Genomic DNA, 26,096 nt, shown 5'->3' on the forward strand with positions numbered 1-26,096 from the left:
GGGCGGCCCTTTCGTTTGGCCTCCAACCTCAGTGTTCACTTTCAGTGCCTCGCGCAGGTCCTTGTTTTTGAAAGGGTTCTTGCGCGAAGGTGCCTCAAAAAACGGCGCTAAGTGATTGATTTCACTGATTTTTCTTTACAACTTCGTTGACCCGGTCACAGGCCATCCGCTAAAGTGGCGCAAAGTGCACTTTAGTGGGTTTTTGTGGCGAACATTGGTTTTCAGGGCCCCGCGGACCTGACCCTGGACAGCAAGGGGCGCGTCGCCATGCCCGCGCGCCATCGCGAAGTTCTGGGGACCATGGGTGTGTCCAAGCTCACCGTCACCAAGCATCCGCATGGCTGCCTGCTGGTGTTTCCGCCGGCGGCGTGGGAAGACTTCGCCGCGCGCGTGGCGGCCCTGCCGATGGAATCCGCCGGCTGGCGGCGCCTGTTCATCGGCAACGCGACCGAGATCGAGATCGACGGCTCGTCGCGCATGCTGATCGCGCCGGAACTGCGGGAGTTCGCCGACCTGTCGCGCGACGTGATCATGCTGGGCATGGGCAGTTGCCTGGAGTTGTGGGACAAGCGGCGCTACCTCGACCAGGAAGCCCTGGTCACCGCGTCGCCGATGCCTGAGTCGATCCGCAACTTTATCCTCTGATGGACAGCGGCGGTCAATGGCAACACACCACTGTCCTGCTGGCCGAAGCGATCGACGCGCTTCTGACCACGCCGGACGGTGTGTACGTGGACGGCACCTTCGGCCGCGGAGGGCACTCGCGCGCGTTGCTGGAGCGGCTGTCGCCGAGCGGCCGGCTGATCGCCTTCGACCGCGACCCGGAGGCGGTGGCCGCGGCCCGCTCGGGCATCTCGGATGCGCGCTTCTCGATCCACCACGCACGCTTCGGCGCGATGTCGCAGACGCTGGCGGATCTCGGCGTGACGGGCATCGACGGCCTGCTGCTCGACCTGGGCGTGAGCTCGCCGCAGATCGACAACCCCGCGCGAGGTTTCAGCTTCCGCTTCGAAGCGCCGCTGGACATGCGCATGGATCCGACCCGCGGCGAGAGCGCAGCGGACTTTCTGGCCCGCGCCGACGAGCGCCACATCGCAGAGGTGATTCGTGACCATGGGGAAGAACGGTTTGCTGTACAGATTGCAAAGGCGCTTGTTGCTCGGCGCGAAGGCGGGAACCCTGTTCGAACCACTGGGGAGCTTTCCGAAGTCGTGGCTCGTGCGGTCAAAACCCGCGAACCGGGCCAGGACCCTGCAACGCGCACATTTCAAGGCCTTCGGATTCACGTCAACGCCGAGCTTGAGGAGCTCGAACAAGGCCTGAAGTCGGGAGTCGAACTGCTCCATCCATCGGGACGCCTGGTCGTGATCAGCTTTCACTCGCTGGAAGACCGCATCGTGAAGACCTTCATCGCACGCGAAAGCCGCAGCGAGGTCGACCGGCGTGCGCCGTTCGCACCCGAGCAGCCGCACCGGCTGAAGGCGCTGGGCCGCATCAAGCCGTCTTATGGGGAACTGCGTGCCAACCCGCGTGCGCGCTCGGCGGTGATGCGCGTGGCCGAGCGCACCGAGGTGCCGGCATGAACAGGCTCAACATCGTGCTGTTCGTGATGCTGGTGGCCAGCAGCGTGTACCTGGTGCGCGTGTCCTACGACTCGCGTCGACTGTTCGCCGAGCTCGACCAGGCGCGCAACGAGGAACGGGCTCTGGACACCGAGTACGAGCGCCTGAAGGCCGAGCGCCAGGGCCAGTCGACGCCGCTGAAGGTGGAGCGACTGGCGCGCGACAAGCTGGCCATGCGCAATGCCACGCCGGCCGTCACGCAGTACGTGACCTATGCGCGAGCCGCTTCGGCGAGTGCTTCGGGGGCGGCGCGATGAACTTCGGGCGCTTCTTCCGTCGCGACAGCCGCGGTGGCGCACGCTCGCGCAGCGGCGCGGCCAGCGTGCGCAGCGTGGCCTATTCGAGCAGCCCGCTGCTGGCCTCGAAGACGCCGCCGTGGCGATCGAAGTTCGTCGTCGCGCTGGTCGGCCTGAGCTTCGTCGTGCTGCTCGGCCGCGCGCTGTACGTGCAGGTGCTGGGCAGCGACTTCTTCAAGAAGCAGGGGGAGATCCGCTTCGCGCGCACGATCGACCTGCTGGCCAGCCGGGGCCGCATCCTCGACCGCAACGGGCAGATCCTGGCCGTCAGCGTGCCTGCGCCGTCACTGTGGGTGCTGCCCAAGGACTTCGAGGCCGACCGCGCCCAGCGCCGCCAGCTCGCCAGGTTGCTGGGCATGACGCCGCCCGAACTGGACAACAAGCTCGACAACAACCCCAACTTCGTCTGGCTGCGCCGCCAGGTCGAGGAACAGACCGCCAAGGACGTGCTGGCGCTGGGCCTCAAGGGCATCCATCAGGAGCGCGAGTACAAGCGCAAGTACCCCGAGGGCGAGGCCGCAGCGCACGTGGTGGGTTCGACCAACGCCGACGAGCATGGCCAGGAGGGGGTGGAGTTCGCCCACGAGGCCGAGCTCTCGGGCGCCGACGGCACCCGCCGCGTCATCAAGGATCGGCTGGGCCGCGTGGTGGAGGACATCGGCGAGAGCGTCGCGCGGGTGGATGGCCGCGACCTGCGACTGACGATCGACACCAAGATCCAGTTCTTCGCCTACCAGCGCGTGCGCGACGCAGTGGCCGAGCACCGCGCCACCAGCGGCAGCGTGGTGGTGCTCGACGTGGCCACCGGCGGTGTGCTGGCGATGGCCAACTACCCGAGCTTCACGCCCGGCGTGCGCGGCATCACGGCGGCCTCGGCACGACGCAACCTCGCGCTCGTCGACACCGCCGAGCCGGGCTCGACGATGAAGCCCTTCATTGCCGCGCTGGCGCTGGAGTCTGGCCGCTTCCGCCCGTCCGACGTGATCCAGACGGCGCCAGGCAAGCTCTACGTGACGGGCCTGCCGATCACCGACGAACACTCCATGCCGGCCATGACCGTCGAGCAGGTGGTGCAGAAGTCGAGCAACGTGGGCACCGCGAAGATCGCGCTGCAGATGCCCGCGCGCGAGATCTGGGACCTGTACACCCGCGTGGGCTTCGGGCAGAAGCCGCAGATCGACTTCCCCGGCCGCGTCACCGGCAAGCTGCGCGCCCATCAGTCGTGGCGGCCGATCGACCACGCGACCATCGGCTTCGGCTACGGCGTCTCCGTCTCGCTGATGCAGCTGGCGCAGGCCTACACCGTGTTCGCGCGCGACGGCGACATGGTGCCGCTGTCGCTGACCCTGCCCGAGGAGGGCGCGCCGCTGGAGCCGCAGGTGCGCCAGCAGGTCGTCTCTGCGCAGACTGCCAAGGCAGTGCGCCGCATGCTCGAGATGGTGACGCAGCCCGGCGGCACGGCGCTGAAGGCGGCGGTGCCGGGCTACTCCGTGGCCGGCAAGACCGGCACCTCGCGCAAGTGGGTCGACAAGGAGCGCCGCTACGCCAACGACCGCCACCGCGGCTGGTTCGTCGGCATGGCGCCGGCCGACAAGCCGCGCATCGTCGTCGCGGTGATGATCGACGAGCCCAAGGCCGGCAAGTTCTTCGGCGGCGACGTGGCCGCACCGGTGTTCAGCCAGGTGGTGCAGCAGACGCTGCGCACGATGGGCGTGCCGCCGGATCTCGACGTGAAGACGCAGATCGTCGCGCGCGACATCCCCGTCGTCGAGGAGAGCTACTGATGGCGCTGCAACGCCTGGGCGATGCCCGCGCGGCCAGCGACTGGCTGGCGCAGCGCGGCGTGCGCTCGCTTGCCGTCGACAGCCGGCGTGTGCAGCCCGGCGATGCCTTCATCGCCTGGCCCGGCCACGCGCTGGACGGACGGCAGTACGTCGGGCAGGCGCTGGCCGCGGGCGCGGTGGCCTGCCTGGTCGAGGCAGACGGCGTCGAAGCCTTCGAGTTCGGCGAGGGCGCGCCGGTGGCGGCAGTGGCAGGCCTGAAGTCGAGCACAGGCGAGATCGCCGACGGCTTCTACGGCCGGCCCAGCGAACTGCTGCAGGTGGTGGCGACCACCGGCACCAACGGAAAGACCTCGACCGCCTGGTGGACGGCGCAGGCGCTGAGCCAACTCGGGCGGCGCTGCGGCGTGATCGGCACGCTGGGGATCGGTGAGCCTTCAGCGAATGTCGCATCGACCGGCCTGACCACGCCCGACCCGGTGACACTGCAGCAGGCGCTGCGCCGCTTTGCCGACGAAGGTTTCGCGGCCTGCGCCATCGAGGCCTCGTCGATCGGCATCGTCGAGCAGCGCCTGGCGGGCACGCGCATCGCAGTCGCGCTGTTCACCAACTTCACGCAGGACCACCTCGACTTCCACGGCAGCATGGCGTCGTACTGGGAGGCCAAGAGCGCATTGTTCGACTGGCCGGGCCTGCGTGCGGCGATCCTCAACGTCGACGACCCCCAAGGCGCGGCACTCGCCGAGCGCCTGCGCGGGCTCGACTGCTGGACCTACTCGGTGCGCGGGCCGGCGCGGCTGCGCGCCAGCGACATCGCCTACCGAGACGGCGGGCTGGCATTCGAGGTGATCGAGGGCGATCAGCGCGCCACGGTGCGCAGCACGCTGATCGGCGAGTACAACGTGTCCAACCTGCTGGCGGTGATCGGCGGCCTGCGCGCGCTCGGCGTGCCGCTGGCCGAGGCCGCGCAGGCCTGCGCCGTGCTCACGCCGGTGCCCGGGCGCATGCAGCGGGTCGAGGCGACGCGGCCGGGCCCGGAGGTGGTGGTCGACTACGCCCACTCGCCCGATGCGCTGGAGAAGGCGCTCGAAGCGCTGCGTCCGTTCGCCACCCAGCGTGGCGGCCGGCTGTGGTGCGTGTTCGGGTGCGGCGGCAACCGCGACACCGCCAAGCGCCCGCTGATGGGCGGTATCGCGCAGCGCCTGGCCGACCGCGTGGTGCTGACCAGCGACAACCCGCGCCACGAGCCGCCGGCCTTCATCCTGCTGCAGATCGTGGCCGGCCTGGCGGGCAGTCAGGAACGCGTGAACGTCATCGAGGACCGCCGCAAGGCCATCGCCCACGCAGTGCGTGAAGCCGGTGCGAACGACGTCGTGCTGATCGCCGGCAAGGGCCATGAGGACTACCAGGAGATCGCCGGCAATAAGCTGCCGTTCTCCGACGTCGACGAAGCGCGATTCGCGCTGGAGGCGCGCGCATGAGCATGACCACGCTGGCCCGGCTCTACGCGCTGCTGCCCGACGCCCGGCTGGTCGGCGACCCGTCCATCGTCGTGCAGCGTGTGCACACCGACACGCGCAGCCTGCGTGCGGGCGACCTGTTCGTGGCGCTGCGCGGCGAGCGTTTCGATGCCAACGACTTCCTCGCGCAGGCCAAGGCTGCAGGTGCCGTGGCGGCGCTGGCCGAGCGCGGCCTCGACGACGCCGGCCTGCCCGGCCTCGAAGTGGCCGACAGCGGTGCCGCGCTGATGCAGCTCGGCGGCGGCTGGCGTGCGCGCCTGCCGCTGCCGCTGATCGCGGTGACCGGCAGCAACGGCAAGACCACCGTCACGCAGATGATCGCCACCATCCTGCGCACCTGGCTGGGCAACGCCGCGCTGGGCACCGAGGGCAACTTCAACAACCACATCGGCGTGCCGCTGACGCTGCTGCGCCTGCGTCAGGATCACCAGGTCTGGCATCGCGCCGCGGTGGTCGAGCTGGGCATGAACCACCCCGGCGAGATCGCGCAGCTCGCGGCCATCGCCGCGCCCACGGTGGCGCTGGTCAACAACGCCCAGCGTGAGCACCAGGAGTTCATGGCCAGCGTCGAAGCCGTGGCGCGCGAGAACGGCAGCGTGATCAGCGCCTTGCCGGCCGACGGCACCGCGGTGTTCCCCGCCGACGACCCGCATGCGCCGATCTGGCGCAGCCTGGCCGGCGCGCGCCGGGTGACGACCTTCGCCACCGACGCCGCGGCAGACGTCACGGCCGAGGCCCGCTGGTCGGTCGACCACTGGGACATGACACTCGTCACGCCGGCCGGCCGTGCCGCGCTGGCCCTGCGTGTGGCGGGGATGCACAACGTGCGCAATGCGCTGGCGGCCGCGGCGTGCGTGCTGGCCGCGGGCTGCCCGCTGGAGGCCGTGGTGCGCGGCCTGCAGGCCTTCGAGCCGGTGAAGGGCCGCTCGCAGCTCAAGCGCCTGGCGCGCGGCGGCATCGAGATCACGCTGGTTGACGACAGCTACAACGCCAACCCCGACTCGGTGCGCGCCGCCATCGACGTGCTCGCCGCGCTGCCCGGCCCGCGCTGGCTGGTGCTGGGCGACATGGGCGAGGTGGGCGACCAGGGCCCGGCCTTCCACACCGAAGTCGGCGCCTACGCGAAGCAACGCGGCATCGAGCACTTCTGGGCCGCCGGCGCGTTGTGCCGGCATGCCGCCGACGCCTTTGCCGGCTCGCGCCACTTCGAGGATGCGCCGGCGCTGATCGCGGCGCTGGGCCAGGCGCCGCAGGCCGCCGCCATCGTCGTCAAGGGTTCCCGGTTCATGAAGATGGAGCGTGTCGTGGCCGCCCTGAGCGAAGGAGCCGCGCATGCTGCTTAGCCTGGCCCAATGGCTGCAGACGCTGTCGCCGGAGTTTGGCTTCTTCCGCGTCTTCCAGTACCTGACCTTCCGCGCCGTGATGGCCGCGCTGACGGCGCTGCTCATCGGCCTGGCCTTCGGGCCCTGGGTGATCCGCCGCCTGGCGGCGTTGAAGATCGGCCAGCCGATCCGCGACTACGGCGTGCAGGAGCACCTGGCCAAGAGCGGCACGCCGACGATGGGCGGGGTGCTCATCCTCATCGGAATCGGCGTCTCGACGCTGCTGTGGTTCGACTGGAGCAACCGCTTCGTCTGGATCGTGATGCTGGTGACGCTGGGCTTCGGCGCCATCGGCTGGGTCGACGACTGGCGCAAGGTGGTGCAGAAGAACCCGGAGGGCATGGCCTCGGGCGAGAAGTACTTCTGGCAGTCGGTGATCGGCCTGGTGGCGGCGCTGTACCTCGCCTTCAGCGTCTCGGAGACCTCCAACCTGCGCGTGCTCGAACTGTTCCTGCGCTGGGTGCAGAGCGGCTTCTCCAATGACCTGCCGCCCAAGGCCGACCTGATCGTGCCCTTCTTCAAGACGATCAGCTACCCGCTGGGCGTGTTCGGCTTCATCGCGCTGACCTACTTCGTCATCGTCGGCGCGAGCAACGCCGTCAACCTCACCGACGGGCTGGACGGCCTGGCCATCATGCCGGTGGTGATGGTCGGCTCGGCGCTGGGCATCTTCGCCTACGTGACCGGCAACGCGGTGTTCAGCAAGTACCTGCTGATCCCCTACATCCCCGGTGCCGGCGAACTGATGGTCTTCTGCGCGGCGATGGCCGGCGCGGGCCTGGCCTTCCTGTGGTTCAACACCCACCCGGCCCAGGTGTTCATGGGCGACGTGGGCGCGCTGTCGCTGGGTGGCGCGCTGGGCACCATCGCCGTCATCACGCGCCAGGAGATCGTGCTCGGAATCATGGGCGGCGTCTTCGTGCTCGAGGCGCTGTCGGTGATGCTGCAGGTCGGCTGGTTCAAGTACACGAAGAAGAAATACGGCACCGGCCGGCGCATCCTGAAGATGGCGCCGCTGCACCACCACTTCGAGAAGTCGGGATGGAAGGAGACGCAGGTCGTCGTGCGCTTCTGGATCATCACCATGTTGCTGTGCCTGATCGGTTTGGCAAGCCTGAAGCTGCGCTGATGAACCACCTCAACGACATCGACGTGATCGTGCTCGGCCTCGGTGAATCCGGGCTGGCGATGGTGCGCTGGTGCGTTCGCCACGGCGCACGTGTTCGCGTGTGGGACTCGCGCGATGCCGTGCCGAACGACGCCGTGCTCGCCGAGCAGCTGCCGCAGGTGCAGCGCCTGCGCGGCGAACTGGGCGACGACGCCTTCGCCGGCGTGCGCCTGGTGTGCTCGTGCCCGGGCCTCGCTCCCACCGATGCGCGCATCGCCGCACCGCTGCTGCGCGTGGCCGATACCGGCGTGCTGGTGCAGGGCGAGCTGGAACTCTTCGCCCGCGCGCTGGCCGACCTGAAGGCGCAGCGGGCCTATGCGCCCAAGCTGCTGGCGATCACCGGCACCAACGGCAAGACCACCACCACCGCGATGACGGCGCTGCTGGTCGAGCGCGCCGGCCGCAGCGTGGCGATGGCCGGCAACATCGGCCCCACCATGTTGCAGACGCTGGCCGATGCACTGGATCGCGCGGCGAGTGCGACCGAGGACGAGCCGCAGCCTCTGCCCGAGGTCTGGGTGCTCGAGCTCTCCAGCTTCCAGCTCGACGAAGCCAAGGGCTTCGAGCCCGACGCGGCCGCGGTGCTCAACATCAGCGAAGACCACCTCGACTGGCATGGCTCGATGGCCGCCTACGTGGCCGCCAAGGCGCGCGTGTTCGGCAAGCAGGCGGTGATGGTGATCAACCGCGACGACGCAGCGGTCGAGAAGCTCGTGCCCGAGCCGATCCCGGTGAAAGGCCGCCATGCGAAGCCGATCGAGCGCGAAGTGATCCGCTTCGGCCTGGACGAGCCGCATCGCCCTGGCGACTTCGGCCTGCGCACCGAGAATGGCATGGCCTGGCTGGTGCGCGCGATGGAAGCCGACGAGACCATCAAGCGCTTCAAGGGCGAGGCCGAGGAAGAGCTGCACATTCAGCGCCTGATGCCCGCCGATGCGCTGCGCCTGCGCGGCCGCCACAACGCCGCCAATGCGCTGGCCGCGCTGGCGCTGGCCACCGCCATCGGCTGCCCGCTCGGGCCGATGCTGCACGGCCTGCGCGAGTACACGGGCGAGCCGCACCGCGTCGAGTTCGTCGCCACGGTCGACGGTGTCGACGCCTTCGACGACAGCAAGGGCACCAACGTCGGGGCCACCGTGGCCGCGCTCGACGGCCTGGGCGCCGACCGCGCGCCGGCGAAGCTGGTGGTGATCCTCGGCGGCGACGGCAAGGGGCAGGACTTCGCGCCGCTGCGTGGCCCGGTGTCGCGCCACGCCCGCGCGGTGGCGACCATCGGACGCGACGCCGAGCGCATCGAGCAGGCGCTGTCCGGCCTGGACCTGCCGCTGCAGCGCCACGACACGCTCGAAGCCGCGGTGAAGTGGAGCTTCGAGCGCGCCCATGCCGGCGATGCCGTGCTGCTCAGCCCGGCCTGCGCCAGCCTGGACATGTTCCGCAACTACGCGCACCGTGCCGAGGTCTTCGTGGCCACGGTGTTCGGCCTGGCGGCCGACCGAGGGGAGCTCAACGCATGAACACCCTCGTACGCGATCGGCTCCTGCCGGGCTTCGGTGCCTGGCGGGCGCGCCTGGCCGGGCTGTTCAGGCGCAGCGCGCCAGCGTTGCCGCGCCGTGCCAAGCCCGAACCCAGCGCCACCGTCATCCCGGTGCGCGACTGGATCAACGTCGGCAGCGCGCAGCCGGCACGCCTGCTCGGCTTCGACCAGGCGCTGGTGTGGGTCGTCGTGGCCCTGCTCGCGCTGGGCATGGTGATGGTCTTCAGCGCCTCGGTGGCGCTGCCCGACAGCCCGAAGTTCGCGCGGTATGCGCCGACGCACTTCCTGACCCGGCATGCCATCCAGATTACCATCGCCGTGCTTGCCGCACTGGTGGTCGTGCAGATACCGGTCAGCGTGTGGGAGAAGGCCGCGCCCTGGCTGTTCGTCGCCGCGCTGGTGCTGCTGGTGCTGGTGCTGGTGCCCTTCATCGGCAAGGTGGTCAACAACTCGCGACGCTGGATCCCACTGGGCGTGATCAACTTCCAGCCGAGCGAACTGGCCAAGCTGGCGATGGCGATGTACGCCGCCAGCTACATGACGCGCAAGATGGAAGCGCGCGAGAACTTCGTGCGCGCCGTCTGGCCGATGGCGGTGGCGCTGGGCTTCACCGGCTTCCTGCTGCTGCGCGAGCCCGACATGGGCGCGTTCATGGTGATCGCGCTGATCTCCATGGGCATCCTGTTCCTCGGCGGCGTGAACGGGCGCATGTTCCTGCTCAGCGGCACGGTGCTGGTGGGCACCTTCGTGCTGGTGATCGCCTCCAGCCCCGAAAAGCGCGAGCGCATCTTCGCCTACCTGAAGCCCTGGGACCCGGAGTACGCGCTCGGCAAGGCCTACCAGCTCACGCACTCGCTGATCGCCTTCGGGCGTGGCGAATTCTTCGGCCAGGGGCTGGGCAGCAGCGTCGAGAAGCTGCACTACCTGCCCGAGGCGCACACCGACTTCCTGCTCGCCGTGATCGGCGAGGAGCTCGGCTTCATTGGCGTGGCCTGCGTGATCGTCGCCTTCTTCTGGCTGACGCGGCGCATCTTCCACATCGGCCGCCAGTCGATCGCGCTGGACCGCGTGTTCGCGGGCCTGTACGCGCAGGGCATCGGCATCTGGTTCGGTGGCCAGGCCTTCATCAACATGGGCGTGAACCTGGGCGTGCTGCCCACCAAGGGCCTGACGCTGCCGCTGATGAGCTACGGCGGCTCGGCGATCGTGATGAACCTGGTCGCGCTGGCCATCGTCATCCGCATCGACGTGGAGAACCGGCAGATGATGAGAGGAGGGCGATCGTGACGCGCCACCTCGTCGTGATGGCGGCCGGCACCGGCGGCCACGTGATCCCCGGCCTCGCGGTCGCCCGCGAGATGCTCTCGCGCGGCTGGACGGTGAGCTGGCTGGGCACCACGCACGGCATGGAGAACAAGCTGGTGCCGCCCTCGGGCATCGCGATGGACAACATCGCCTTCAGCGGCGTGCGCGGCAAGGGCCTGCTGCACACGCTGACCGGCGGGCTGCGCCTGCTCGGCGCGTTCTGGTCCTGCCTGCGCATCCTGCGTGCGCGCCGCGCCGACGCGGTGCTCGGCATGGGCGGCTACGTGTGCTTCCCCGGCGGGCTGATGGCCTCGCTGCTGGGCAAGCCGCTGGTGCTGGTGAACGCCGATGCCGCGCTGCTGATGAGCAACAAGGCGCTGCTGCCGGTGGCCGACCGCATTGCCTTCGGCTTCGACGGCCCGACGCTGCGCGGCATCAAGCGTTCCGTGGTCACCGGCAACCCGGTGCGCGCCGAGATCGAGGCGCTGCCCGAGCCCGCGCGGCGTTTCGCCGGCCGCAGCGGGCCGCTGCGCGTGCTGGTGGTCGGCGGCAGCCTGGGCGCCCGCGCGCTCAACGAGGCGGTGCCGCAGGCGCTGGCGCTGATCGACGCTGCGCAGCGACCGCAGGTGACGCACCAGACCGGCAACGCCAACCTCGAGGCCGTGCGCGCCGGCTATGCGCAGGCGCAGGTGCAGGGCGAATTGCTGCCCTTCATCGACGACATGGCGCAGCGCCTGGCGGATTGCGACGTGATCGTCTGCCGCGCCGGCGCGGTGACGGTCAGCGAACTGTGCGCCGCCGGCGTGCCCGCGGTGCTGGTGCCGCTGGTGGTGAGCACCACCTCGCACCAGCGCGACAACGCGCAGTGGCTGGCCGGGCAGGGCGCGGCGATCCACCTGCCGCAGACTGAACTCAGCCCCAGGCGACTGGCCGATCTGTTGGCGGGCCTGACGCGCGAGGCCTTGCTGGCCATGGCGACGAAGGCCCGGTCGCTGGCCCAACCCAAGGCGGCGGCCCGCGTCGCCGACCAGATCGAATCGTTGGTGGCCGCATGAAGCACGCCGTCAAGCACATCCATTTCGTGGGCATCGGCGGGGCCGGCATGAGCGGCATCGCCGAGATCCTGCACAACCTGGGTTACGTCGTTTCAGGATCCGACCAGAACGACAGCGCCACCTCGCGGCGCCTGGCCTCGCTGGGCATCCGCGTGGCGATCGGGCACGACGCCGCACACATCGCTGGCGCGGAAGCCGTGGTCACCTCCACCGCGGTGAAGGGCGACAACCCGGAGGTGATCGCCGCACGCGGCAAGCGCATCCCGGTGGTGCCGCGCGCGGTGATGCTGGCCGAGCTGATGCGCCTGAAGAAGGGCATCGCCATCGCCGGCACGCACGGCAAGACGACCACCACCAGCCTGGTCACCAGCGTGCTGGCCGAGGCCGGCGTGGACCCGACCTTCGTCATCGGCGGCAAGCTCAATGCCGCCGGCGCCAACTCGCGCCTGGGCTCGGGCGACTACATCGTCGTCGAGGCCGACGAGTCGGATGCGTCCTTCCTCAACTTGATGCCGGTGATGGCGGTGGTGACGAACATCGACGCCGACCACATGGACACCTACGGCCACGACTTCGCCAAGCTGAAGCAGGCCTTCGTCGAATTCATCCACCGCATGCCGTTCTACGGCGCGGCCATCCTGTGCGTCGACGACGCTGGCGTGCGCTCGATCATGCCAATGATCTCGCGCCCGCTGGTCAGCTACGGCTTCGGCGAGGACGCGATGGTGCGAGCCGTGAACGTGCAGGCTCAGCCGGGCGGCACGATGCGCTTCACCGTGCAGCGCCGCAACGGCGTGCGCATGCCCGACCTCGAGGTGACGCTGAACCTGCCCGGCGAGCACAACGTGCTCAACGCGCTGGCCACCATCGCCGTGGCTACCGAGCTGGAGCTGCCCGATGCGGCCGTGGTTCAGGGCCTGGCCGAGTTCCGCGGCGTGGGCCGGCGCTTCCAGCGCTTCGGCGATGTCGTCGCCGCCACCGGAGGGAAGTTCACCCTGGTCGACGACTACGGCCACCACCCGGTCGAGATGGCCGCCACGCTGGCCGCGGCGCGCGGCGCGTTTCCGGGCCGTCGCATCGTGCTGGCCTTCCAGCCGCACCGCTATACCCGCACGCGCGACTGCTTCGAGGATTTCGTCAAGGTGCTCGGCAGCGCGGACGCGGTGCTGCTCGCCGAGGTCTACGCCGCCGGCGAGGCGCCGATCGTCGCCGCCGACGGCCGCGCGCTGGCACGTGCCATCCGCGTGGCCGGGCGTGTGGACCCGGTCTTCGTCGACGACATCGTCGCCATGCCGCAGGCCGTCGCCGCACACGTGAAGGACGGCGACGTCGTCATCACCATGGGCGCCGGCTCGATCGGCAGCACTGCGCAGCACGTGGTGGATCTCCTGGGAGCCGCAGCATGAACATCGACCCGAAGAGCCTGGGCAAGGTTGCGGTGCTGTTGGGCGGCACCTCGGCCGAGCGCGAGATCTCCTTGATGTCAGGTGGCGGCGTGCTGGCCGCACTGCAATCGCAGGGCGTCGACGCGCACGCCTTCGATCCCGCGCAGCGCGAGCTGGCCGAGCTGAAGCACGAGGGCTTCGCACGCTGCTTCATCGCCCTGCACGGCCGCCACGGTGAGGACGGCACGGTGCAGGGCGCGCTGGAGCTGCTGCGCATCCCGTACACCGGGTCGGGCGTGATGGCCTCGGCCATTGCCATCGACAAGGTGATGACCAAGCGACTGTGGCAGGCAGTGGGCCTGCCCACGCCGAAGTACGTGACGCTGCCTCGCGACGCGCAAGGCCGCGAGCGCGTGCGCACGGTGCCGGACGAGCTCGGCCTGCCGCTGATCGTCAAGCCGCCGCACGAGGGTTCGTCGATCGGCGTCACCAAGGTCAAGGGCTACTCGGACATGCAGGACGCCGTGGCGCTGGCGGCGAAGTACGACGAGGTCGTGCTGTGCGAGGAGTTCATCGAAGGCGACGAGCTGACCTGCCCGGTGCTCGGCGAGGGCGACAGCGCCCGCGCGCTGCCGGTGATCCGCATCGTCGCGCCCGAAGGCGCTTACGACTACCAGAACAAGTACTTCACCGACGTCACGCAATACCTGGTGCCCAGCGGCCTGCCCGAAGCGGAGGAGCGCGAGATCCAGCGCATCGTTGTCGAGGCCTACCGCGCGCTGGGCTGCCGCGGCTGGGGCCGCGCCGACCTGATGGTGCGCGGCGCCGATCGCCAACCATACCTGCTGGAGATGAATACCAGTCCGGGCATGACCTCGCACTCGCTGGTGCCCATGTCGGCCAAGGCTGCCGGCATGAGCTACGAGCAGCTGTGCCTGCACATCGCGGCCAGCGCCGCCCTGGATTCCTGAACCATGGCCACCGCCCGCAACACCCGCAACGCTGCGAGACAGGCCGACGGCCTGCCGGGCGACGTGCGCCTGATGAACGCCTCGGCGCTGCTGATGGCGCTGATCGGTGCGCTGCTGCTGGCTGGCGTGCTGGTGGTGTGGGCAGCACGACAGCCGGTGTTCTCGCTGCACGCGATCCGCGTCGAGGGCGAGGTCACGCGCAACAGCGTGGCGACGATCCGCGCCAACGCGATGCCGCACCTGGCGGGCAACTTCTTCTCGCTCGACCTTGCCGCCGCGCGCCAGGCCTTCGAGTCGGTGCCCTGGGTGCGCCACGCGGTGGTGCAGCGCATCTGGCCGAACCGGCTGGCGGTGCGCCTGGAGGAGCACCGTGCCGCCGCGCTGTGGGCCACCGAGAGCGGCTCCGACAAGCTGGTCAACAGCTTCGGCGAGGTGTTCGAGGCCAACCCGGGCGACGTCGACGAAGACACGCTGCCGGTGCTGCAGGGGCCCGACGGCTCGTCGGCCCGGCTGCTCGGCCTGTACCAGCGCTTGCAGCCGGTGGTCGCGGGCCTGGGCATGCGCATCGACATGCTGTCGATGTCGGGCCGCAGCTCGCTGACGGCCGAGCTCGACGGCGGCGCCGAGATCGAGATCGGCCGCGGCAGCGACGACGAGATCGTCGAGCGCGTGCAGCGTTTCGTGGCCACGGTGCCGCAGGTGATCGCCCAGCACAACAGGCCGCTGGTGCATGCCGACCTTCGGCACAACGACGGATATGCGGTCCGGCTCAAGGGGGTCTCGACCTCCGTGCCCTCGGCCAGCGGGAGGAACTAGAAGATGCCCAAGGAATACAAGGATCTCGTCGTCGGCCTGGACATCGGCACGGCCAAGGTGATGGCGGTGGTCGCCGAGGTGCAGGCCGATGGCGAGCTGCGCATCGCCGGCCTCGGCGTCGCACCCACCCACGGCCTGAAGCGCGGCGTGGTGGTCAACATCGACGCCACCGTGCAGTCCATCCAGCAGGCGCTGAAAGAGGCCGAGATGATGGCCGACTGCAAGATCACCCGTGTCTACACCGGCATCACCGGCAGCCACATCCGCGGCCAGAACAGCACCGGCATGGTGATCGTGCGCGACAAGGAGGTCACGCCGGTGGACGTCGCGCGCGTCGTCGAGACGGCCAAGGCGATCAACATCCCCAACGACCAGCGCTTGCTGCTGGTGCAGGCGCAGGAGTTCGTGATCGACGGCCACGAGGTCAAGGAGCCGATCGGCATGAGCGGCGGCCGCCTCGAGGTGAAGGTGCACATCGTCACCGGCGCGCAGAGCGCGGCCGAGAACATCGTCAAGTGCGTGCGCCGCTGCGGCCTCGAGGTGGAGCAGCTGGTGCTCAACCCCAGCGCCAGCAGCCACGCCGTGCTCACCGAGGACGAGAAGGACCTCGGCGTGGCGCTGGTCGACATCGGCGCGGGCACCACCGACGTGGCTATCTTCACCGACGGTGCGATCCGCCACACCGCGGTGATCCCGATCGCCGGCGACCTGATCACCAGCGACATCGCGATGGCCTTGCGCACGCCCACCAAGGACGCCGAGGAGATCAAGATCGAGTACGGCGTGGCCAAGCAGCTGTTGGCCGACCCGAGCGAGAACCTCGAGGTGCCGGGCCTGGGCGACCGCGCGCCGCGAATGCTCAGCCGCCAGGCACTGGCCGGCGTGATCGAGCCGCGCATCGAGGAGATCTACTCGCTGGTGCATCAAGTCATACGCGAGAGCGGCTACGAGGAGCTGCTGTCCAGCGGCATCGTCATCACCGGCGGCGCGGCAGTGATGCCCGGCATGGTCGAGCTCGGCGAGGACATCTTCCTCAAGCCGGTGCGCAAGGGCATCCCGACCTACCACGGCCCGCTGGCCGACATGATCGCCAACCCGCGCTCGGCCACGGTGATGGGCCTGCTCGAGGAAGCGCGCCTGTCACGCACGCGCGGCCAGCGCGCGGCACAGCAGGTGGGCTCGGTGCAGACCCTGTTCGGCCGCGCCAAGGACTGGTTCCTCGGCAATTTTTGAAGGGCGAGCCATGAACAACCATGACCCACCCCTGCATCCACAAGACCCGGCTCGATCCGGGCGACAAGAAGACGACCGCGTTGGACAAGACGCAACTCACCTCACGGCAACTGCAACACTGGAACGGAGCAACACCATGCCCATCGAAATGATCGAAGAGTTCGACCTCGGCACGCGGATCAAGGTCATCGGCGTCGGCGGCGGCGGCGGCAATGCGATCGAGCACATGATCGCCAATGGCGTGCAAGGCGTGGAGTTCATCTGCGCCAACACCGACGCGCAGGCACTCAACCGCTCGGCCGCCAACCAGCTGATCCAGCTCGGCAGCACGGGCCTGGGCGCGGGCGCCAAGCCCGAGGCCGGCAAGGCCGCGGCCGAAGAGGCGGTGGACCGCATCCGCGAAGCCATCACCGGCGCCAACATGCTGTTCATCACCGCCGGCATGGGTGGCGGCACCGGTACCGGCGCCGCGCCGGTGATCGCGCGCGTGGCCAAGGAGATGGGCATCCTCACCGTCGGCGTGGTGACCAAGCCCTTCGAGTTCGAGGGCAACCGCCGCATGAAGGCCGCCGATACGGGCCTCGCCGAGCTCGAGGCCAACGTCGATTCGCTGATCGTCATCCTCAACGACAAGCTGCTCGAGGTGCTGGGCGACGACGTCACCCAGGACCAGGCCTTCGCGCACGCCAACGACGTGCTGCGCAACGCCGTGGGCGGCATCAGCGACATCATCCACATCCCGGGGATGGTGAACGTCGACTTCGAGGACGTGAAGACGGTGATGGGCGAGCCCGGCAAGGCGATGATGGGCACGGCCATGGCCCAGGGCCCGGACCGCGCCAACAAGGCCGCCGAGGCCGCCGTGGCCTGCCCGCTGCTCGAAGGCATCGACCTGTCCGGCGCGCGCGGCGTGCTGGTGCTGATCGCGGCCAACCGTGCCAACTTCAAGCTGGCCGAAAGCCGCAACGCGATGAACTGCATCCGTCGCTACGCCGCGGACGATGCGCACGTGATCTACGGCACCGCCTACGACGAGAGCCTGGGCGACCAGCTGCGCGTGACGGTCATCGCCACCGGCCTGAGCCCGGCGCGACGCGTGCAGACGCCGATCCAGGTCGTGCACAGCGCGCCCGTGCAGCGCACCGGCACCGACAACATCCCGATCCTGACTACGCCGGTGCAGACCACGCCGCCCGCGCACGACTACAGCGCGCTGACCACCCCGAGCGTGTGGCGCAACGGCCGCACCGCGGCGGCGAAGGTCGACGCGCTGGCCAGCAACGGCATGGACGAGATCGAGATCCCGGCCTTCCTGCGCAAGCAAGCAGATTGAGACCACCCCCGGAGCGCCTGACGGCGCTCCCCCTCGAGGGGGCGACGCCAACGGACCGGCGGAGCCGGATCCGTGGCGTCCGCTTGATCGAGACCGGAGGTGCTATGGACGTGATTGATCGCTTCGCGGCGCGATGGCGGCCGGGATCGGGGACAATCCCGGCCATGCTGCAGCAACGCACCCTCAAGTCCATGACCCGCGCGGTCGGGGTGGGCGTGCACGGCGGTCAGCGGGTGGAGTTGACTCTGCGCCCGGCGCCGCCCGATCACGGCATCGTGTTCCGCCGCGTCGATCTGCCGCAGCCGGTGGAGATCCGCCTGTCGGCCGAAGTGGTCAGCGACACGCGCATGGCGACTACGCTGTCGCCCGGCGGCGACCCCGGTGCGCCCAAGGTCAAGACGGTGGAGCACCTGCTGTCGGCCTGCGCCGGCCTCGGGCTGGACAACCTCACCGTCGACATCACTGCGGAAGAGGTGCCGATCCTCGACGGCTCGGCCGCTTCCTTCGTCTACCTGCTGCAAAGCGCCGGTATCGAACTGCAGGACGCACCCAAGCGCTTCATCCGCCTGAAGAAGACGGTGGAAGTGCGCGAAGGCGAAGGCGCGCGCCTGATGTGGGCGAAGCTCGAGCCCTTCGAGGGCTACAAGCTCAGCTTCGAGATCGACTTCGACCACCCGGCGGTCGACCAGACCGGCCAGCGCGTCAGCTTCGACATGGGCACCGGCAACTACAAGCGCGAGATCGCCCGTGCGCGCACCTTCGGTTTCACGAAGGACGTGGACATGATGCGCGCCCGCGGCCTCGGCCTGGGCGGCAGCATGGACAACGTCATCGTGGTCGACGAGACCAAGGTGCTCAACACCGAAGGCCTGCGCTACGACGACGAGTTCGTGAAGCACAAGATCCTCGACGCGATCGGCGACATGGCCATGGCCGGCCAGCCGATCCTGGCCGCCTACAGCGCCTTCAAGTCGGGCCACGCCCTGAACAACAAGCTGCTGCGCAAGCTGATGGCCGACCGCGAGGCCTACGAGATCGTCACCTTCGCCGACGCCTCGCAGCTGCCGCGCGGCCTGGCCGAACTGGCCCCGGCCTGGTAAGCACGCTCCGATACGATGCTGATCTTCCGCTGGATCGTCCTGCTCTTGCTGGTGGCCGGGCTGCTGTGCTTCGCGATGTACGTCGGCACCGGCCAGCCCAAGTGGCGCTACATGGGCATCCGCATCGTCAAGTGGACGGTGGTCGCGGGGCTTGGCTTCTTTGCCGTGCTGCTGCTCGAGCGCATGGCGATGGTGTTGTGAAGGTCAGGGAATGACGATCTTTCGCTGGGTGATCGGGGTGATCGGCGGCCTGTTCGCCGCGGGCTGGTTCTTCACGGTCGCGCTCTACGTGCTGCGCGACGACGACCGGCTCAAGGAACTGGGCACGCGGCTGCGGCACTTCACCATCCTGATCGCGCTGTTCTGGTTCAACCTCGAGGTCTGGGGCCGCGTGGTCTGGACGATCCTGACCTGGAACTCGCCGAAGACGTCCTGAGGCGCCGCGCTGCGGCGGACTAGACCGTCATCCCGCCCGAGACCTCGATCACCGCGCCGTTCACGTAGCTCGCCTCGTCGCTGGCGAGAAAGGCATACACGTTGGCGATCTCCTCGGCACGCCCCAGGCGCTTGAGCGGCACCTGCTCGCGCAGGCCATCGAGCACCTTGTCGGGCACCGTCGCCAAGATGGGCGTTTCGATGAAGCCGGGCGCCACGGCGTTCACGCGCACGCCCTTGGGGCCGAGTTCGCGGCTCCAGGTCTTGGTGAATCCGATCACGCCGAACTTGCTGGCCGCGTAGTTGGTCTGCCCGTAGTTGCCGTAGATGCCGACCACCGAGCTGGCGTTGAGGATCGCGCCGCTGCCTTGGCCCACCATCACGTCGGCAACGGCCTGCGACGCGTGGAACACGCCGCGCAGGTTGACGTCGATGACGGCGTCGAACTGCGCGAGCGACATTTTCTGCAGCCGCGCGTCCTTGGTGATGCCGGCGTTGTTGACCAGCACGTCGATGCGGCCGAAGGTCTCGCGCACCTTAGCCACCATGGCATCGACCGCCTCGCGGTTCGTCACGTCGACGATGTAGCCCTCGGCGCGGGCGCCGAGCGCGCGGCACTGCGCAACGGCGGCGTCGACCGCGTCGGCGCGCATGTCGCACACGGCGACGATGCCGCCCTCGCGCGCGAACTTGAGCGCGGTGGCCAGGCCGATGCCCTGGGCGGCGCCGGTGACGATGCAGACCTTGTCTTGGAGTCTCATGGGAGTTGCAGGAAGTGGAGGATGTCAGGGAGGTGCGCGTCGAAGTCGGACAGCGCGTGGTCGCCGCCGTCTAGCAGCTTGATGCGGCAGCCGGCGTAACGCGCGCTCATCTCGCGCCAGTCGAGCACCTCGTCGCCCTTGGCGATGATGGCGAGGTAGCGCTGTGGATCGGTGATCGCCGCCGGGGTCAGGTCGCGCAACTCGTCGACGAACTCGGCGCGGAAGAAGAAGCGCTCGGCCGGGTCGTGGAAGGCAGTCTGCTCGCCGATGTACTTCGCCAGGTCGCGGGCCGGGTCGATGGCCGGGTTCAGCAGCACGGCCGGGCAGCCGTGGCGCTCGGCCACTGCCGTGGCGTAAAAGCCGCCCAGCGAGCTGCCGATCACCGCCATGCGCTGCGCCGGCCAGGCCGCGAGCGTCTCGGCGAGCATCGCCATCGCCTCGCGCGGCGAGGGCGGCAGCTGCGGGCACCACCAGTGCAGTTCGTGCCGATTCGCCTGCACCCAGGCCGCCATGCGGCGGGCCTTGGCCGACTGCGGCGACGAACGGAAGCCGTGCAGGTAGAGCAGATGGGTCGGTGGCTTGCGCATGATCAAGGCGGGTCGGGCCCGAGTCTATCGGCGCCGCCTACACTGGGCCTGACAAGGCATCGAAGGAGGCGGGCATGCGAGTGGGAATCCTCACGGGCGGTGGCGACTGTCCGGGGCTGAATGCGGTGATCCGCGCCGTGGCGCGCTCGCTGATCCAGCTCGACGGCACCGAGGTGATCGGCATCGAGCAGGGGTTCCTCGGCCTGATCGAGCGCCGCGTGCGACCGCTGGACCTGGACTCGGTGGCCGACATCATGGCCACCGGCGGCACCATCCTGGGGACGCACAACAAGGCCAACCCGTTCGGCTATTTCGGCGCCGGCGGGGCCGACGTGTCGGAGGCGACCTGCGCCTACGTGCGCGAACTCGGGCTGGACGCGATCGTCGTCATCGGCGGCGACGGCAGCATGGCAATCGCGCACCAGCTCGCGGCCAAGGGCATCCCGGTCGTCGGCTGCCCGAAGACGATCGACAACGACCTGGCGCACACCGACCGCAGCTTCGGCTTCGACACCGCCGTGGCCATCGTCACCGAAGCGCTGGACCGGCTGCAGACCACCGGTCGCAGCCACGGCCGGGTGATGATTCTCGAGACGATGGGGCGCTATGCCGGCTGGATTGCGTTGCACGCCGGGCTGGCCGGCGGTGCCGACATCATCCTCATCCCCGAGCTGCCCTACCGGCTCGAAGAGGTGGCGCGGGTGTGCCGCGAGCGCGAGGCGCGCGAGCACTACACCCTCATCGCCATCGCCGAAGGCGCACGGCCCGAAGGCGGCCAACTGACGGTGAAGGAGCGCATCGAGGACTCGCCCGAGCCGATCCGCCTGGGCGGCGTGGGCAACGTGCTGCGCACGCAGCTCGAGCCGCTGGTCGGCTGCGAGGTGCGCACCACCATCCTGGGCCATGTGCAGCGCGGCGGGCCCCCCACGCCCTTCGACCGCGTGCTCGCCACGCAGTACGGCCATGCCGCGGCGCAACTGGTGGCGCAGGGCAACTTCAACCGGGTGGTGGTGCTGCGCGGCACGCAGATCGAGAGTGTGCCGCTGGCCGACGTGGCCGGCCGCACGCGCAATGTGCCGCTCGATCACCCGCTGCTGCGCACCGCCTGGGACACCGGCATCTCGACCGGCACCGCGCCGCGCTGATCAGCGCGCCGCGGCGGCGAGCGCCTCGATCAGCTTCGCGTGGATGCCGCCGAAGCCGCCGTTGCTCATGCACAGGATGTGATCGCCCGGCCGCGCGGTGGCGACCACGCGCGCGACGAGCTTGTCGATGCTGTCGCACACCACCGCCTGCTTGCCCATCGGCGCCAGCGCCTCCTCGGCGTTCCAGCCCAGGCCGCCGCTGTGGCAGAAGGCGAGGTCGGCTTCCTCCAGCGACCAGGGCAGCTGCGCCTTCATCGTGCCCAGCTTCATGGTGTTGGAGCGAGGCTCGAAGACGGCCAGGATGCGCTCGGTGCCCACCTTGCGGCGCAGGCCGTTGACGGTGGTGCGCATCGCGGTGGGGTGGTGCGCGAAGTCGTCGTAGACCTTGATGCGATTGACCTCGCCTCGCAGCTCCAGCCGGCGGCGCACGTTCTCGAAGCTGGCCAGCGCCTTGGCCGCCACCTCGGGTGAAACGCCGACATGCTCGGCTGCGGCGATGGCGGCCAGCGCGTTGAGCTGGTTGTGCTCGCCCAGCAAGGCCCACTCGACGCGCGCGATCTTCAGGCTGCCGCGCAGCACATCGAAGGCGTGCGGCTCGCCGCGCGCGCGCAGCGCGCCCGGCTCCTCCTTGCGCGCGCCGAAGCGCAGCACCTCGCTCCAGCAGCCCATCGCCAGCACGCGCTGCAGGCTGTCTTCTCGGGCATTGACCACGATCCGGCCCTCACCCGGCACCGTGCGCACGAGGTGGTGGAACTGCCGCTCGATCGCCGCGAGGTTCTCGAAGATGTCGGCGTGGTCGAGTTCGAGGTTATTGAGGATCGCCGTGCGCGGCCGGTAGTGCACGAACTTGCTGCGCTTGTCGAAGAACGCGGTGTCGTATTCGTCGGCCTCGATGACGAAGGTCTTGCCCGACCCGAGCCGCGCCGACACGCCGAAGTTCAGCGGCACGCCACCGACCAGGAAGCCCGGCGTGAGGCCGGCACGGTCGAGGATCCAGGCCAGCATCGAGGTGGTCGTCGTCTTGCCGTGCGTGCCGGCCACGGCGAGCACGTGGCGGCCCTGCAGCACGTGGTCCGACAGCCACTGCGGCCCGCTGGTGTAGGGCGCTCCGGCGTTGAGGATGGCCTCCATCAGCGCGTTGCCGCGCGAGACCACGTTGCCGACGACGAACAGGTCGGGCTTGAGCGCGAGCTGCTCCGCGCCAAAGCCTTCGATGAGATCGATGCCCAGCGCGCGCAGCTGGTCGCTCATCGGCGGGTACACGTTGGCGTCGCAGCCGGTGACGCGGTGGCCGGCCTCGCGCGCCAGTGCCGCCAGGCCTCCCATGAAGGTGCCGCAGATGCCGAGGATGTGGATGTGCATGGGCCGATTCTATGGACCGTGGAGCGGTGCGGAACTGCTAAGGTGCGGGGGCCATGCCCGAACCGCGCGCCATCACGGCCTTTGCCTGGATCGCCACGCACCCGTGGCTGTATCCGCTGCTCGAGGCCCTGCACGTGGTCGGCATCGCGCTGCTGCTGGGCAGCCTGGCCGTGCTGGAGCTGCGTGTCTGGGGCTTCGGCGCGGCGCTGCCGGTGGCGCCGCTGGCGCGGCTGGCGCTGCCGCTCACGCTGGCCGGCTTCGGCCTGGCCGCGTTCACGGGCCTGACGATGTTCATCAGCCAGCCGGGTGAACTGCTCGCCAACCGGGTGTTCGCTGTGAAGATGGTGCTGCTGATGCTGGCTGGCCTGAACGCGGCTTCGTTCCATGCCCGCGGTGGCCTGCAGTCGCTCGATCGCGTGGCGCGCGCGCAGACCTTGATCTCGCTGGGGCTTTGGGGGGCCGTCATCATCTGCGGACGTTGGATCGCCTACTCATGACACGAAGGGAGCAAGCATGCAGCGCAGACATCTCCTGCTCGCCGTAGCCATCCTGCCGGCGCGCACGGTCTTCGCCCACCACGGCTGGAGCAGCTTCGACACGGCTCGCCCGCTGTACCTGTCGGGCAGGGCGCGCAAGGTCGCCTGGCGCAATCCGCACGCCGAATTCGACCTCGAGATCGACGCTGACCTGAAGCTGCCGGCCGACCTCGCGAAACGACCGGTGCCGGCGCAATCGGCGGGCATCGATGGCGCGCGCCTGTTCGCGTCGGCGCAACTGCCCACGCGCAAGGACAGGCTGTGGCACGTGGAGCTCGCGCCGCTCACGCGCATGGGCGCCTGGAACGTGACCGAGCTGCGCGACGGCGACGCGGTGGCGATGGTCGGCTACACCTTCGCCGGCGAGAAGGGCGAGCCGGTGCTGCGCGTCGAGTACCTGCTCGTCGGCACGGCGACCTACGGCCTGCGCTCGTCGCCGGCCTGAGGTTCAGCGCTTTCGCAGGCAGCGCGCGGCGGCCGCCACGGTCGCCGAGATGTCATCGGCGCTGTGCGCGGCGCTGACGAAGCCGGCCTCGTACAGCGCCGGCGCGAAGTACACGCCCGACTCCAGCATGGCGTGGAAGAACGCGTTGAAGCGCTCCTTGTCGGTTGCGATCACGGCCGGGTAGTTCTGCGGCAACTGGTCGGCGAAGAAGAAGCCGAACATGCCGCCCTCGCGGTCGCCGACCATCGGCACGCCGGCCTCGCGGGCCGCGCCGAGCAGGCCGTCGACCAGCGTCTTCGTCTTCGCGCCCAGGGCCTCGTAGAAGCCCGGCTTGCGGATCTCGCGCAGCGTGGCGAGGCCGCAGGCCGTGGCCACCGGGTTGCCCGACAGCGTGCCGGCCTGATAGACCGGGCCCAGAGGCGCGAGCTGTTCCATCACCGCGCGCTTGCCGCCGAAGGCCGCCAGCGGCATGCCGCCGCCGATGACCTTGCCGAACACCGACAGGTCGGGCGTGAAGCCCGGGATCAGCTTCGCGTACAGGCTCTGCGCGCTGCCCAGCGCGACACGGAAGCCCGTCATCACCTCGTCGAACACGAGCAGCGCACCGTGCTTCGTGCACAGCTCGCGCAGCTTCGTCATGAAGGGCACGCTGGCGCGCACGAAGTTCATGTTGCCGGCGATCGGCTCGATCATCACGCAGGCGATGTCCTTGCCGTGCAGCGAGAAGGCTTCCTCGATCTGCGCGAGGTTGTTGTACTCGAGCACCATGGTGTGCTGCACAACCTCGGGCGGCACGCCGGCGCTGGTCGGGTGGCCGAAGGTGGCCAGGCCCGAACCGGCCTTGACCAGCAGCGCGTCGGCATGCCCGTGATAGCAGCCCTCGAACTTGACGATGTAACTGCGGCCGGTGGCGCCGCGCGCCAGGCGCAGCGCGCTCATCGCCGCCTCAGTGCCCGAGCTGACCAGGCGCAGTTGCTCCATGCTCGGCACCAGCGACAGGATCTCCTCGGCCAGCTCGATCTCGCGCTCGGTCGGCGCGCCGAAGGAGAAGCCGTCGTCGGCGGCCTTCTTGACGGCCTCGAGCACCGCCGGGTGGCCGTGGCCGAGAATCATCGGGCCCCAGGAGCCGATGTAGTCGATGTAGCGCTTGCCTTCGGCGTCGACCATGTAGGCGCCGTGGGCCCGGGCGATGAAGCGCGGCGTACCACCGACGGCTCGGAAGGCGCGCACGGGCGAGTTCACGCCGCCGGGGATGACTTTCTGGGCGCGGGCGAACAGGCCCGCGTTGGTCTTGGACTCAGTGGACATGGCGGGGGCCCTTGGGCAGGTCGTCGGAGGAGGATTCGTCGGCAGGCGCTTCGTCGCCTTCCTCGCCGGGCGGCAGGGCCCAGAAGAAGCGGTCCGGCACCACGTTGCCCATGCCGGGGCGGAAGCCCGCGTCCAGCGCCTGGTCGAGGAAGGTCAGTGCCTCGCCGACCGCGGCATGCAGTTCCGCGCCAGATGCCAGCAACGCGGCCAGGGCCGCCGAAAGCGTGTCGCCCGCGCCGACGAAGGCGACGTCGAAGCGTTCGAACTTCTCGCCGGTGATGGCACCCTGCGCCGAGGCCAGCACGTTGTCGAGGAACTGGTCCGGCCCCTTGGTGTTGGGCAGCACCACGCTCGTGACCAGCACGAAGCGTGTGCCGTGTTCCGATGCGGCCACCGCCAGCTCGCGGGGCGAGGCGGGGCGCTCGCTGTCCCAGTCGGGCAGCAGGAAGTCGGTCAGCGTCTGGTGGCTGCCCACCAGCACCTCGGTCTGCGGAAGCACCAGCTCACGGAAGGCTTCGAGGTAGGCCTGCTGGGCGTCTTCTTCCACCCACGACAGGTTGGGCAGGTAGGACACGAGCGGCACATCCGGGTAGTCGGAGAGGATCTCCGCCACCGCGCTGACGCCCTCGGCCGAGCCGAGGAAGCCGACCTTCCAGGCGGCGATGGTCACGTCTTCCAGGATGCTGCGCGCCTGCTCGACGACCACGTCGGCGTCGATGACGTGCTGGTCGAACACCTCCGCGGTGTCGCGCATGACGATGCTGGTGACGATGGGCAGGCCGTGGGCGCCCATGGCGGCGATGGTCGCCACGTCGCCGGCCACGCCGCCGGCGCCGCTCGGGTCGCTGGCATTGAAGCTCATGACGCAGGCCGGCGCGGGCTGCTCCTGCAGCGTTTCGCTGGTGGCGTCGGTGGGGGTGGTTTCAGGGCTCATGGTGGGGGGCTGAAGGCCGCGGGATTCGGTCGCCGAGAGGGTCCCGCGGACTTACAGCCGAACGTGAAGAATGTTGCGTATG

At 69.4% G+C, this 26,096-nt stretch carries 26 protein-coding genes; 21 read left to right on the forward strand and 5 right to left on the reverse strand.

The features are described 5' to 3' along the window. Nucleotides 1-204: 204 nt before the first annotated feature. From HZ992_RS03925 to HZ992_RS04010, 18 genes are all read left to right on the forward strand, one after another. Nucleotides 205-645: a division/cell wall cluster transcriptional repressor MraZ gene (locus HZ992_RS03925; protein ID WP_209385386.1), complete on the forward strand. Its 441-nt coding sequence runs from the start codon at nt 205-207 to the stop codon at nt 643-645. Next, complete coding sequence (rsmH, locus tag HZ992_RS03930) at nt 645-1,583, forward strand: 16S rRNA (cytosine(1402)-N(4))-methyltransferase RsmH (RefSeq protein WP_209385387.1); 939 nt, start codon at nt 645-647, stop codon at nt 1,581-1,583. The genes HZ992_RS03925 and rsmH overlap by 1 nt, the downstream gene beginning before the upstream one ends. Next, nucleotides 1,580-1,879 carry a cell division protein FtsL gene (gene ftsL, locus HZ992_RS03935; protein ID WP_209385388.1) on the forward strand — a complete coding sequence of 100 codons (300 nt, stop codon included), beginning with the start codon at nt 1,580-1,582 and terminating at the stop codon, nt 1,877-1,879. The genes rsmH and ftsL overlap by 4 nt, the downstream gene beginning before the upstream one ends. Further along, nucleotides 1,876-3,702 (forward strand): peptidoglycan D,D-transpeptidase FtsI family protein, encoded by a 1,827-nt coding sequence (locus HZ992_RS03940; RefSeq protein ID WP_209385389.1) that lies wholly within the window; start codon nt 1,876-1,878, stop codon nt 3,700-3,702. The genes ftsL and HZ992_RS03940 overlap by 4 nt, the downstream gene beginning before the upstream one ends. Continuing rightward, entirely contained in the window at nt 3,702-5,180 is a 1,479-nt protein-coding gene (locus HZ992_RS03945; RefSeq protein WP_209385390.1) for a UDP-N-acetylmuramoyl-L-alanyl-D-glutamate--2,6-diaminopimelate ligase, read from the forward strand. Before HZ992_RS03940 ends, HZ992_RS03945 begins: the two co-directional genes overlap by 1 nt. A 2-nt stretch (nt 5,181-5,182) precedes the next feature. Then, nucleotides 5,183-6,562: a UDP-N-acetylmuramoyl-tripeptide--D-alanyl-D-alanine ligase gene (murF, locus tag HZ992_RS03950; protein WP_371816817.1), complete on the forward strand. Its 1,380-nt coding sequence runs from the start codon at nt 5,183-5,185 to the stop codon at nt 6,560-6,562. Further along, nucleotides 6,552-7,730 (forward strand): phospho-N-acetylmuramoyl-pentapeptide-transferase, encoded by a 1,179-nt coding sequence (mraY, locus tag HZ992_RS03955; protein ID WP_209385392.1) that lies wholly within the window; start codon nt 6,552-6,554, stop codon nt 7,728-7,730. Before murF ends, mraY begins: the two co-directional genes overlap by 11 nt. Then, nucleotides 7,730-9,283: a UDP-N-acetylmuramoyl-L-alanine--D-glutamate ligase gene (gene murD, locus HZ992_RS03960; RefSeq protein WP_209385393.1), complete on the forward strand. Its 1,554-nt coding sequence runs from the start codon at nt 7,730-7,732 to the stop codon at nt 9,281-9,283. Before mraY ends, murD begins: the two co-directional genes overlap by 1 nt. Next, complete coding sequence (ftsW, locus tag HZ992_RS03965; RefSeq protein ID WP_209385394.1) at nt 9,280-10,590, forward strand: putative lipid II flippase FtsW; 1,311 nt, start codon at nt 9,280-9,282, stop codon at nt 10,588-10,590. Before murD ends, ftsW begins: the two co-directional genes overlap by 4 nt. Then, nucleotides 10,587-11,663 (forward strand): undecaprenyldiphospho-muramoylpentapeptide beta-N-acetylglucosaminyltransferase, encoded by a 1,077-nt coding sequence (murG, locus tag HZ992_RS03970; protein ID WP_371816784.1) that lies wholly within the window; start codon nt 10,587-10,589, stop codon nt 11,661-11,663. Before ftsW ends, murG begins: the two co-directional genes overlap by 4 nt. Further along, nucleotides 11,660-13,069: a UDP-N-acetylmuramate--L-alanine ligase gene (murC, locus tag HZ992_RS03975; protein ID WP_209385395.1), complete on the forward strand. Its 1,410-nt coding sequence runs from the start codon at nt 11,660-11,662 to the stop codon at nt 13,067-13,069. The genes murG and murC overlap by 4 nt, the downstream gene beginning before the upstream one ends. After that, the gene (locus HZ992_RS03980) at nt 13,066-14,019 is read left to right on the forward strand and encodes a D-alanine--D-alanine ligase (RefSeq protein WP_209385396.1); all 954 of its coding nucleotides are present in this window, start codon (nt 13,066-13,068) and stop codon (nt 14,017-14,019) included. The genes murC and HZ992_RS03980 overlap by 4 nt, the downstream gene beginning before the upstream one ends. A gap of 3 nt (nt 14,020-14,022) precedes the next feature. Next, nucleotides 14,023-14,835, forward strand: a complete 813-nt coding sequence (locus HZ992_RS03985; RefSeq protein ID WP_209385397.1) for a cell division protein FtsQ/DivIB — start codon at nt 14,023-14,025, stop codon at nt 14,833-14,835. A 3-nt stretch (nt 14,836-14,838) separates the two neighbouring features. Beyond that, nucleotides 14,839-16,068 carry a cell division protein FtsA gene (gene ftsA / locus HZ992_RS03990; protein WP_209385398.1) on the forward strand — a complete coding sequence of 410 codons (1,230 nt, stop codon included), beginning with the start codon at nt 14,839-14,841 and terminating at the stop codon, nt 16,066-16,068. A 136-nt stretch (nt 16,069-16,204) separates the two neighbouring features. Beyond that, nucleotides 16,205-17,401, forward strand: coding sequence for a cell division protein FtsZ (gene ftsZ / locus HZ992_RS03995; RefSeq protein ID WP_209385399.1), 1,197 nt, complete (start codon nt 16,205-16,207; stop codon nt 17,399-17,401). Between the two features lie 164 nt (nt 17,402-17,565). Continuing rightward, the gene (gene lpxC, locus HZ992_RS04000) at nt 17,566-18,501 is read left to right on the forward strand and encodes a UDP-3-O-acyl-N-acetylglucosamine deacetylase (protein ID WP_209385400.1); all 936 of its coding nucleotides are present in this window, start codon (nt 17,566-17,568) and stop codon (nt 18,499-18,501) included. 15 nt (nt 18,502-18,516) lie between these two features. After that, on the forward strand, nt 18,517-18,702 hold the full coding sequence (locus HZ992_RS04005; RefSeq protein WP_209385401.1) for a hypothetical protein: 186 nt from the start codon (nt 18,517-18,519) through the stop codon (nt 18,700-18,702). Between the two features lie 10 nt (nt 18,703-18,712). Then, on the forward strand, nt 18,713-18,937 hold the full coding sequence (locus HZ992_RS04010; protein WP_209385402.1) for a hypothetical protein: 225 nt from the start codon (nt 18,713-18,715) through the stop codon (nt 18,935-18,937). A 19-nt stretch (nt 18,938-18,956) separates the two neighbouring features. Here HZ992_RS04010 and HZ992_RS04015 read toward each other — a convergent pair whose 3' ends face one another. Beyond that, nucleotides 18,957-19,697: a beta-ketoacyl-ACP reductase gene (locus HZ992_RS04015; RefSeq protein ID WP_209385403.1), complete on the reverse strand. Its 741-nt coding sequence runs from the start codon at nt 19,695-19,697 to the stop codon at nt 18,957-18,959. Next, nucleotides 19,694-20,284, reverse strand: coding sequence for a YqiA/YcfP family alpha/beta fold hydrolase (locus HZ992_RS04020; protein WP_209385404.1), 591 nt, complete (start codon nt 20,282-20,284; stop codon nt 19,694-19,696). Before HZ992_RS04020 ends, HZ992_RS04015 begins: the two co-directional genes overlap by 4 nt. A gap of 74 nt (nt 20,285-20,358) precedes the next feature. Here HZ992_RS04020 and HZ992_RS04025 point away from each other — a divergent pair, with 74 nt between their 5' ends. Further along, nucleotides 20,359-21,429: a 6-phosphofructokinase gene (locus tag HZ992_RS04025; protein ID WP_209385405.1), complete on the forward strand. Its 1,071-nt coding sequence runs from the start codon at nt 20,359-20,361 to the stop codon at nt 21,427-21,429. Here the strand turns inward: HZ992_RS04025 and mpl are convergent, their stop codons facing one another. Then, complete coding sequence (mpl, locus tag HZ992_RS04030; RefSeq protein WP_209385406.1) at nt 21,430-22,791, reverse strand: UDP-N-acetylmuramate:L-alanyl-gamma-D-glutamyl-meso-diaminopimelate ligase; 1,362 nt, start codon at nt 22,789-22,791, stop codon at nt 21,430-21,432. Between the two features lie 53 nt (nt 22,792-22,844). On the opposite strand from mpl, the gene HZ992_RS04035 reads away from it, so the two are divergent. Then, nucleotides 22,845-23,288 carry a hypothetical protein gene (locus HZ992_RS04035; RefSeq protein WP_209385407.1) on the forward strand — a complete coding sequence of 148 codons (444 nt, stop codon included), beginning with the start codon at nt 22,845-22,847 and terminating at the stop codon, nt 23,286-23,288. A gap of 16 nt (nt 23,289-23,304) precedes the next feature. Next, entirely contained in the window at nt 23,305-23,772 is a 468-nt protein-coding gene (locus HZ992_RS04040) for a DUF6152 family protein (protein WP_209385408.1), read from the forward strand. 3 nt (nt 23,773-23,775) lie between these two features. On the opposite strand, the gene hemL is transcribed toward HZ992_RS04040, so the two are convergent. Together hemL and HZ992_RS04050 are read right to left on the reverse strand one after the other, a co-directional pair. Then, complete coding sequence (gene hemL, locus HZ992_RS04045; protein ID WP_209385409.1) at nt 23,776-25,080, reverse strand: glutamate-1-semialdehyde 2,1-aminomutase; 1,305 nt, start codon at nt 25,078-25,080, stop codon at nt 23,776-23,778. After that, nucleotides 25,070-26,014, reverse strand: a complete 945-nt coding sequence (locus tag HZ992_RS04050; RefSeq protein ID WP_209385410.1) for a bifunctional hydroxymethylpyrimidine kinase/phosphomethylpyrimidine kinase — start codon at nt 26,012-26,014, stop codon at nt 25,070-25,072. Before HZ992_RS04050 ends, hemL begins: the two co-directional genes overlap by 11 nt. Nucleotides 26,015-26,096 lie beyond the last annotated feature (82 nt).

Source organism: Rhizobacter sp. AJA081-3 (assembly GCF_017795745.1).
Lineage (GTDB): Bacteria > Pseudomonadota > Gammaproteobacteria > Burkholderiales > Burkholderiaceae_C > Piscinibacter.

Coding starts and splice junctions, on each gene's coding strand:
- HZ992_RS04040 (WP_209385408.1), top strand. CDS start 23,305: ATGCAGCGCAGACATCTCCTGCTCGCCGTAGCCATCCTGCCGGCGCGC.
- HZ992_RS03980 (WP_209385396.1), top strand. CDS start 13,066: ATGAACATCGACCCGAAGAGCCTGGGCAAGGTTGCGGTGCTGTTGGGC.
- HZ992_RS04050 (WP_209385410.1), bottom strand. CDS start 26,014: ATGAGCCCTGAAACCACCCCCACCGACGCCACCAGCGAAACGCTGCAG.
- HZ992_RS04025 (WP_209385405.1), top strand. CDS start 20,359: ATGCGAGTGGGAATCCTCACGGGCGGTGGCGACTGTCCGGGGCTGAAT.
- ftsA (WP_209385398.1), top strand. CDS start 14,839: ATGCCCAAGGAATACAAGGATCTCGTCGTCGGCCTGGACATCGGCACG.
- HZ992_RS04005 (WP_209385401.1), top strand. CDS start 18,517: ATGCTGATCTTCCGCTGGATCGTCCTGCTCTTGCTGGTGGCCGGGCTG.
- HZ992_RS04015 (WP_209385403.1), bottom strand. CDS start 19,697: ATGAGACTCCAAGACAAGGTCTGCATCGTCACCGGCGCCGCCCAGGGC.
- HZ992_RS04010 (WP_209385402.1), top strand. CDS start 18,713: ATGACGATCTTTCGCTGGGTGATCGGGGTGATCGGCGGCCTGTTCGCC.
- murC (WP_209385395.1), top strand. CDS start 11,660: ATGAAGCACGCCGTCAAGCACATCCATTTCGTGGGCATCGGCGGGGCC.
- ftsL (WP_209385388.1), top strand. CDS start 1,580: ATGAACAGGCTCAACATCGTGCTGTTCGTGATGCTGGTGGCCAGCAGC.
- HZ992_RS03985 (WP_209385397.1), top strand. CDS start 14,023: ATGGCCACCGCCCGCAACACCCGCAACGCTGCGAGACAGGCCGACGGC.
- ftsZ (WP_209385399.1), top strand. CDS start 16,205: ATGCCCATCGAAATGATCGAAGAGTTCGACCTCGGCACGCGGATCAAG.
- hemL (WP_209385409.1), bottom strand. CDS start 25,080: ATGTCCACTGAGTCCAAGACCAACGCGGGCCTGTTCGCCCGCGCCCAG.
- mraY (WP_209385392.1), top strand. CDS start 6,552: ATGCTGCTTAGCCTGGCCCAATGGCTGCAGACGCTGTCGCCGGAGTTT.
- ftsW (WP_209385394.1), top strand. CDS start 9,280: ATGAACACCCTCGTACGCGATCGGCTCCTGCCGGGCTTCGGTGCCTGG.
- murF (WP_371816817.1), top strand. CDS start 5,183: ATGACCACGCTGGCCCGGCTCTACGCGCTGCTGCCCGACGCCCGGCTG.
- murD (WP_209385393.1), top strand. CDS start 7,730: ATGAACCACCTCAACGACATCGACGTGATCGTGCTCGGCCTCGGTGAA.
- HZ992_RS03945 (WP_209385390.1), top strand. CDS start 3,702: ATGGCGCTGCAACGCCTGGGCGATGCCCGCGCGGCCAGCGACTGGCTG.
- mpl (WP_209385406.1), bottom strand. CDS start 22,791: ATGCACATCCACATCCTCGGCATCTGCGGCACCTTCATGGGAGGCCTG.
- HZ992_RS04035 (WP_209385407.1), top strand. CDS start 22,845: ATGCCCGAACCGCGCGCCATCACGGCCTTTGCCTGGATCGCCACGCAC.
- HZ992_RS04020 (WP_209385404.1), bottom strand. CDS start 20,284: ATGCGCAAGCCACCGACCCATCTGCTCTACCTGCACGGCTTCCGTTCG.
- lpxC (WP_209385400.1), top strand. CDS start 17,566: ATGCTGCAGCAACGCACCCTCAAGTCCATGACCCGCGCGGTCGGGGTG.
- rsmH (WP_209385387.1), top strand. CDS start 645: ATGGACAGCGGCGGTCAATGGCAACACACCACTGTCCTGCTGGCCGAA.
- HZ992_RS03940 (WP_209385389.1), top strand. CDS start 1,876: ATGAACTTCGGGCGCTTCTTCCGTCGCGACAGCCGCGGTGGCGCACGC.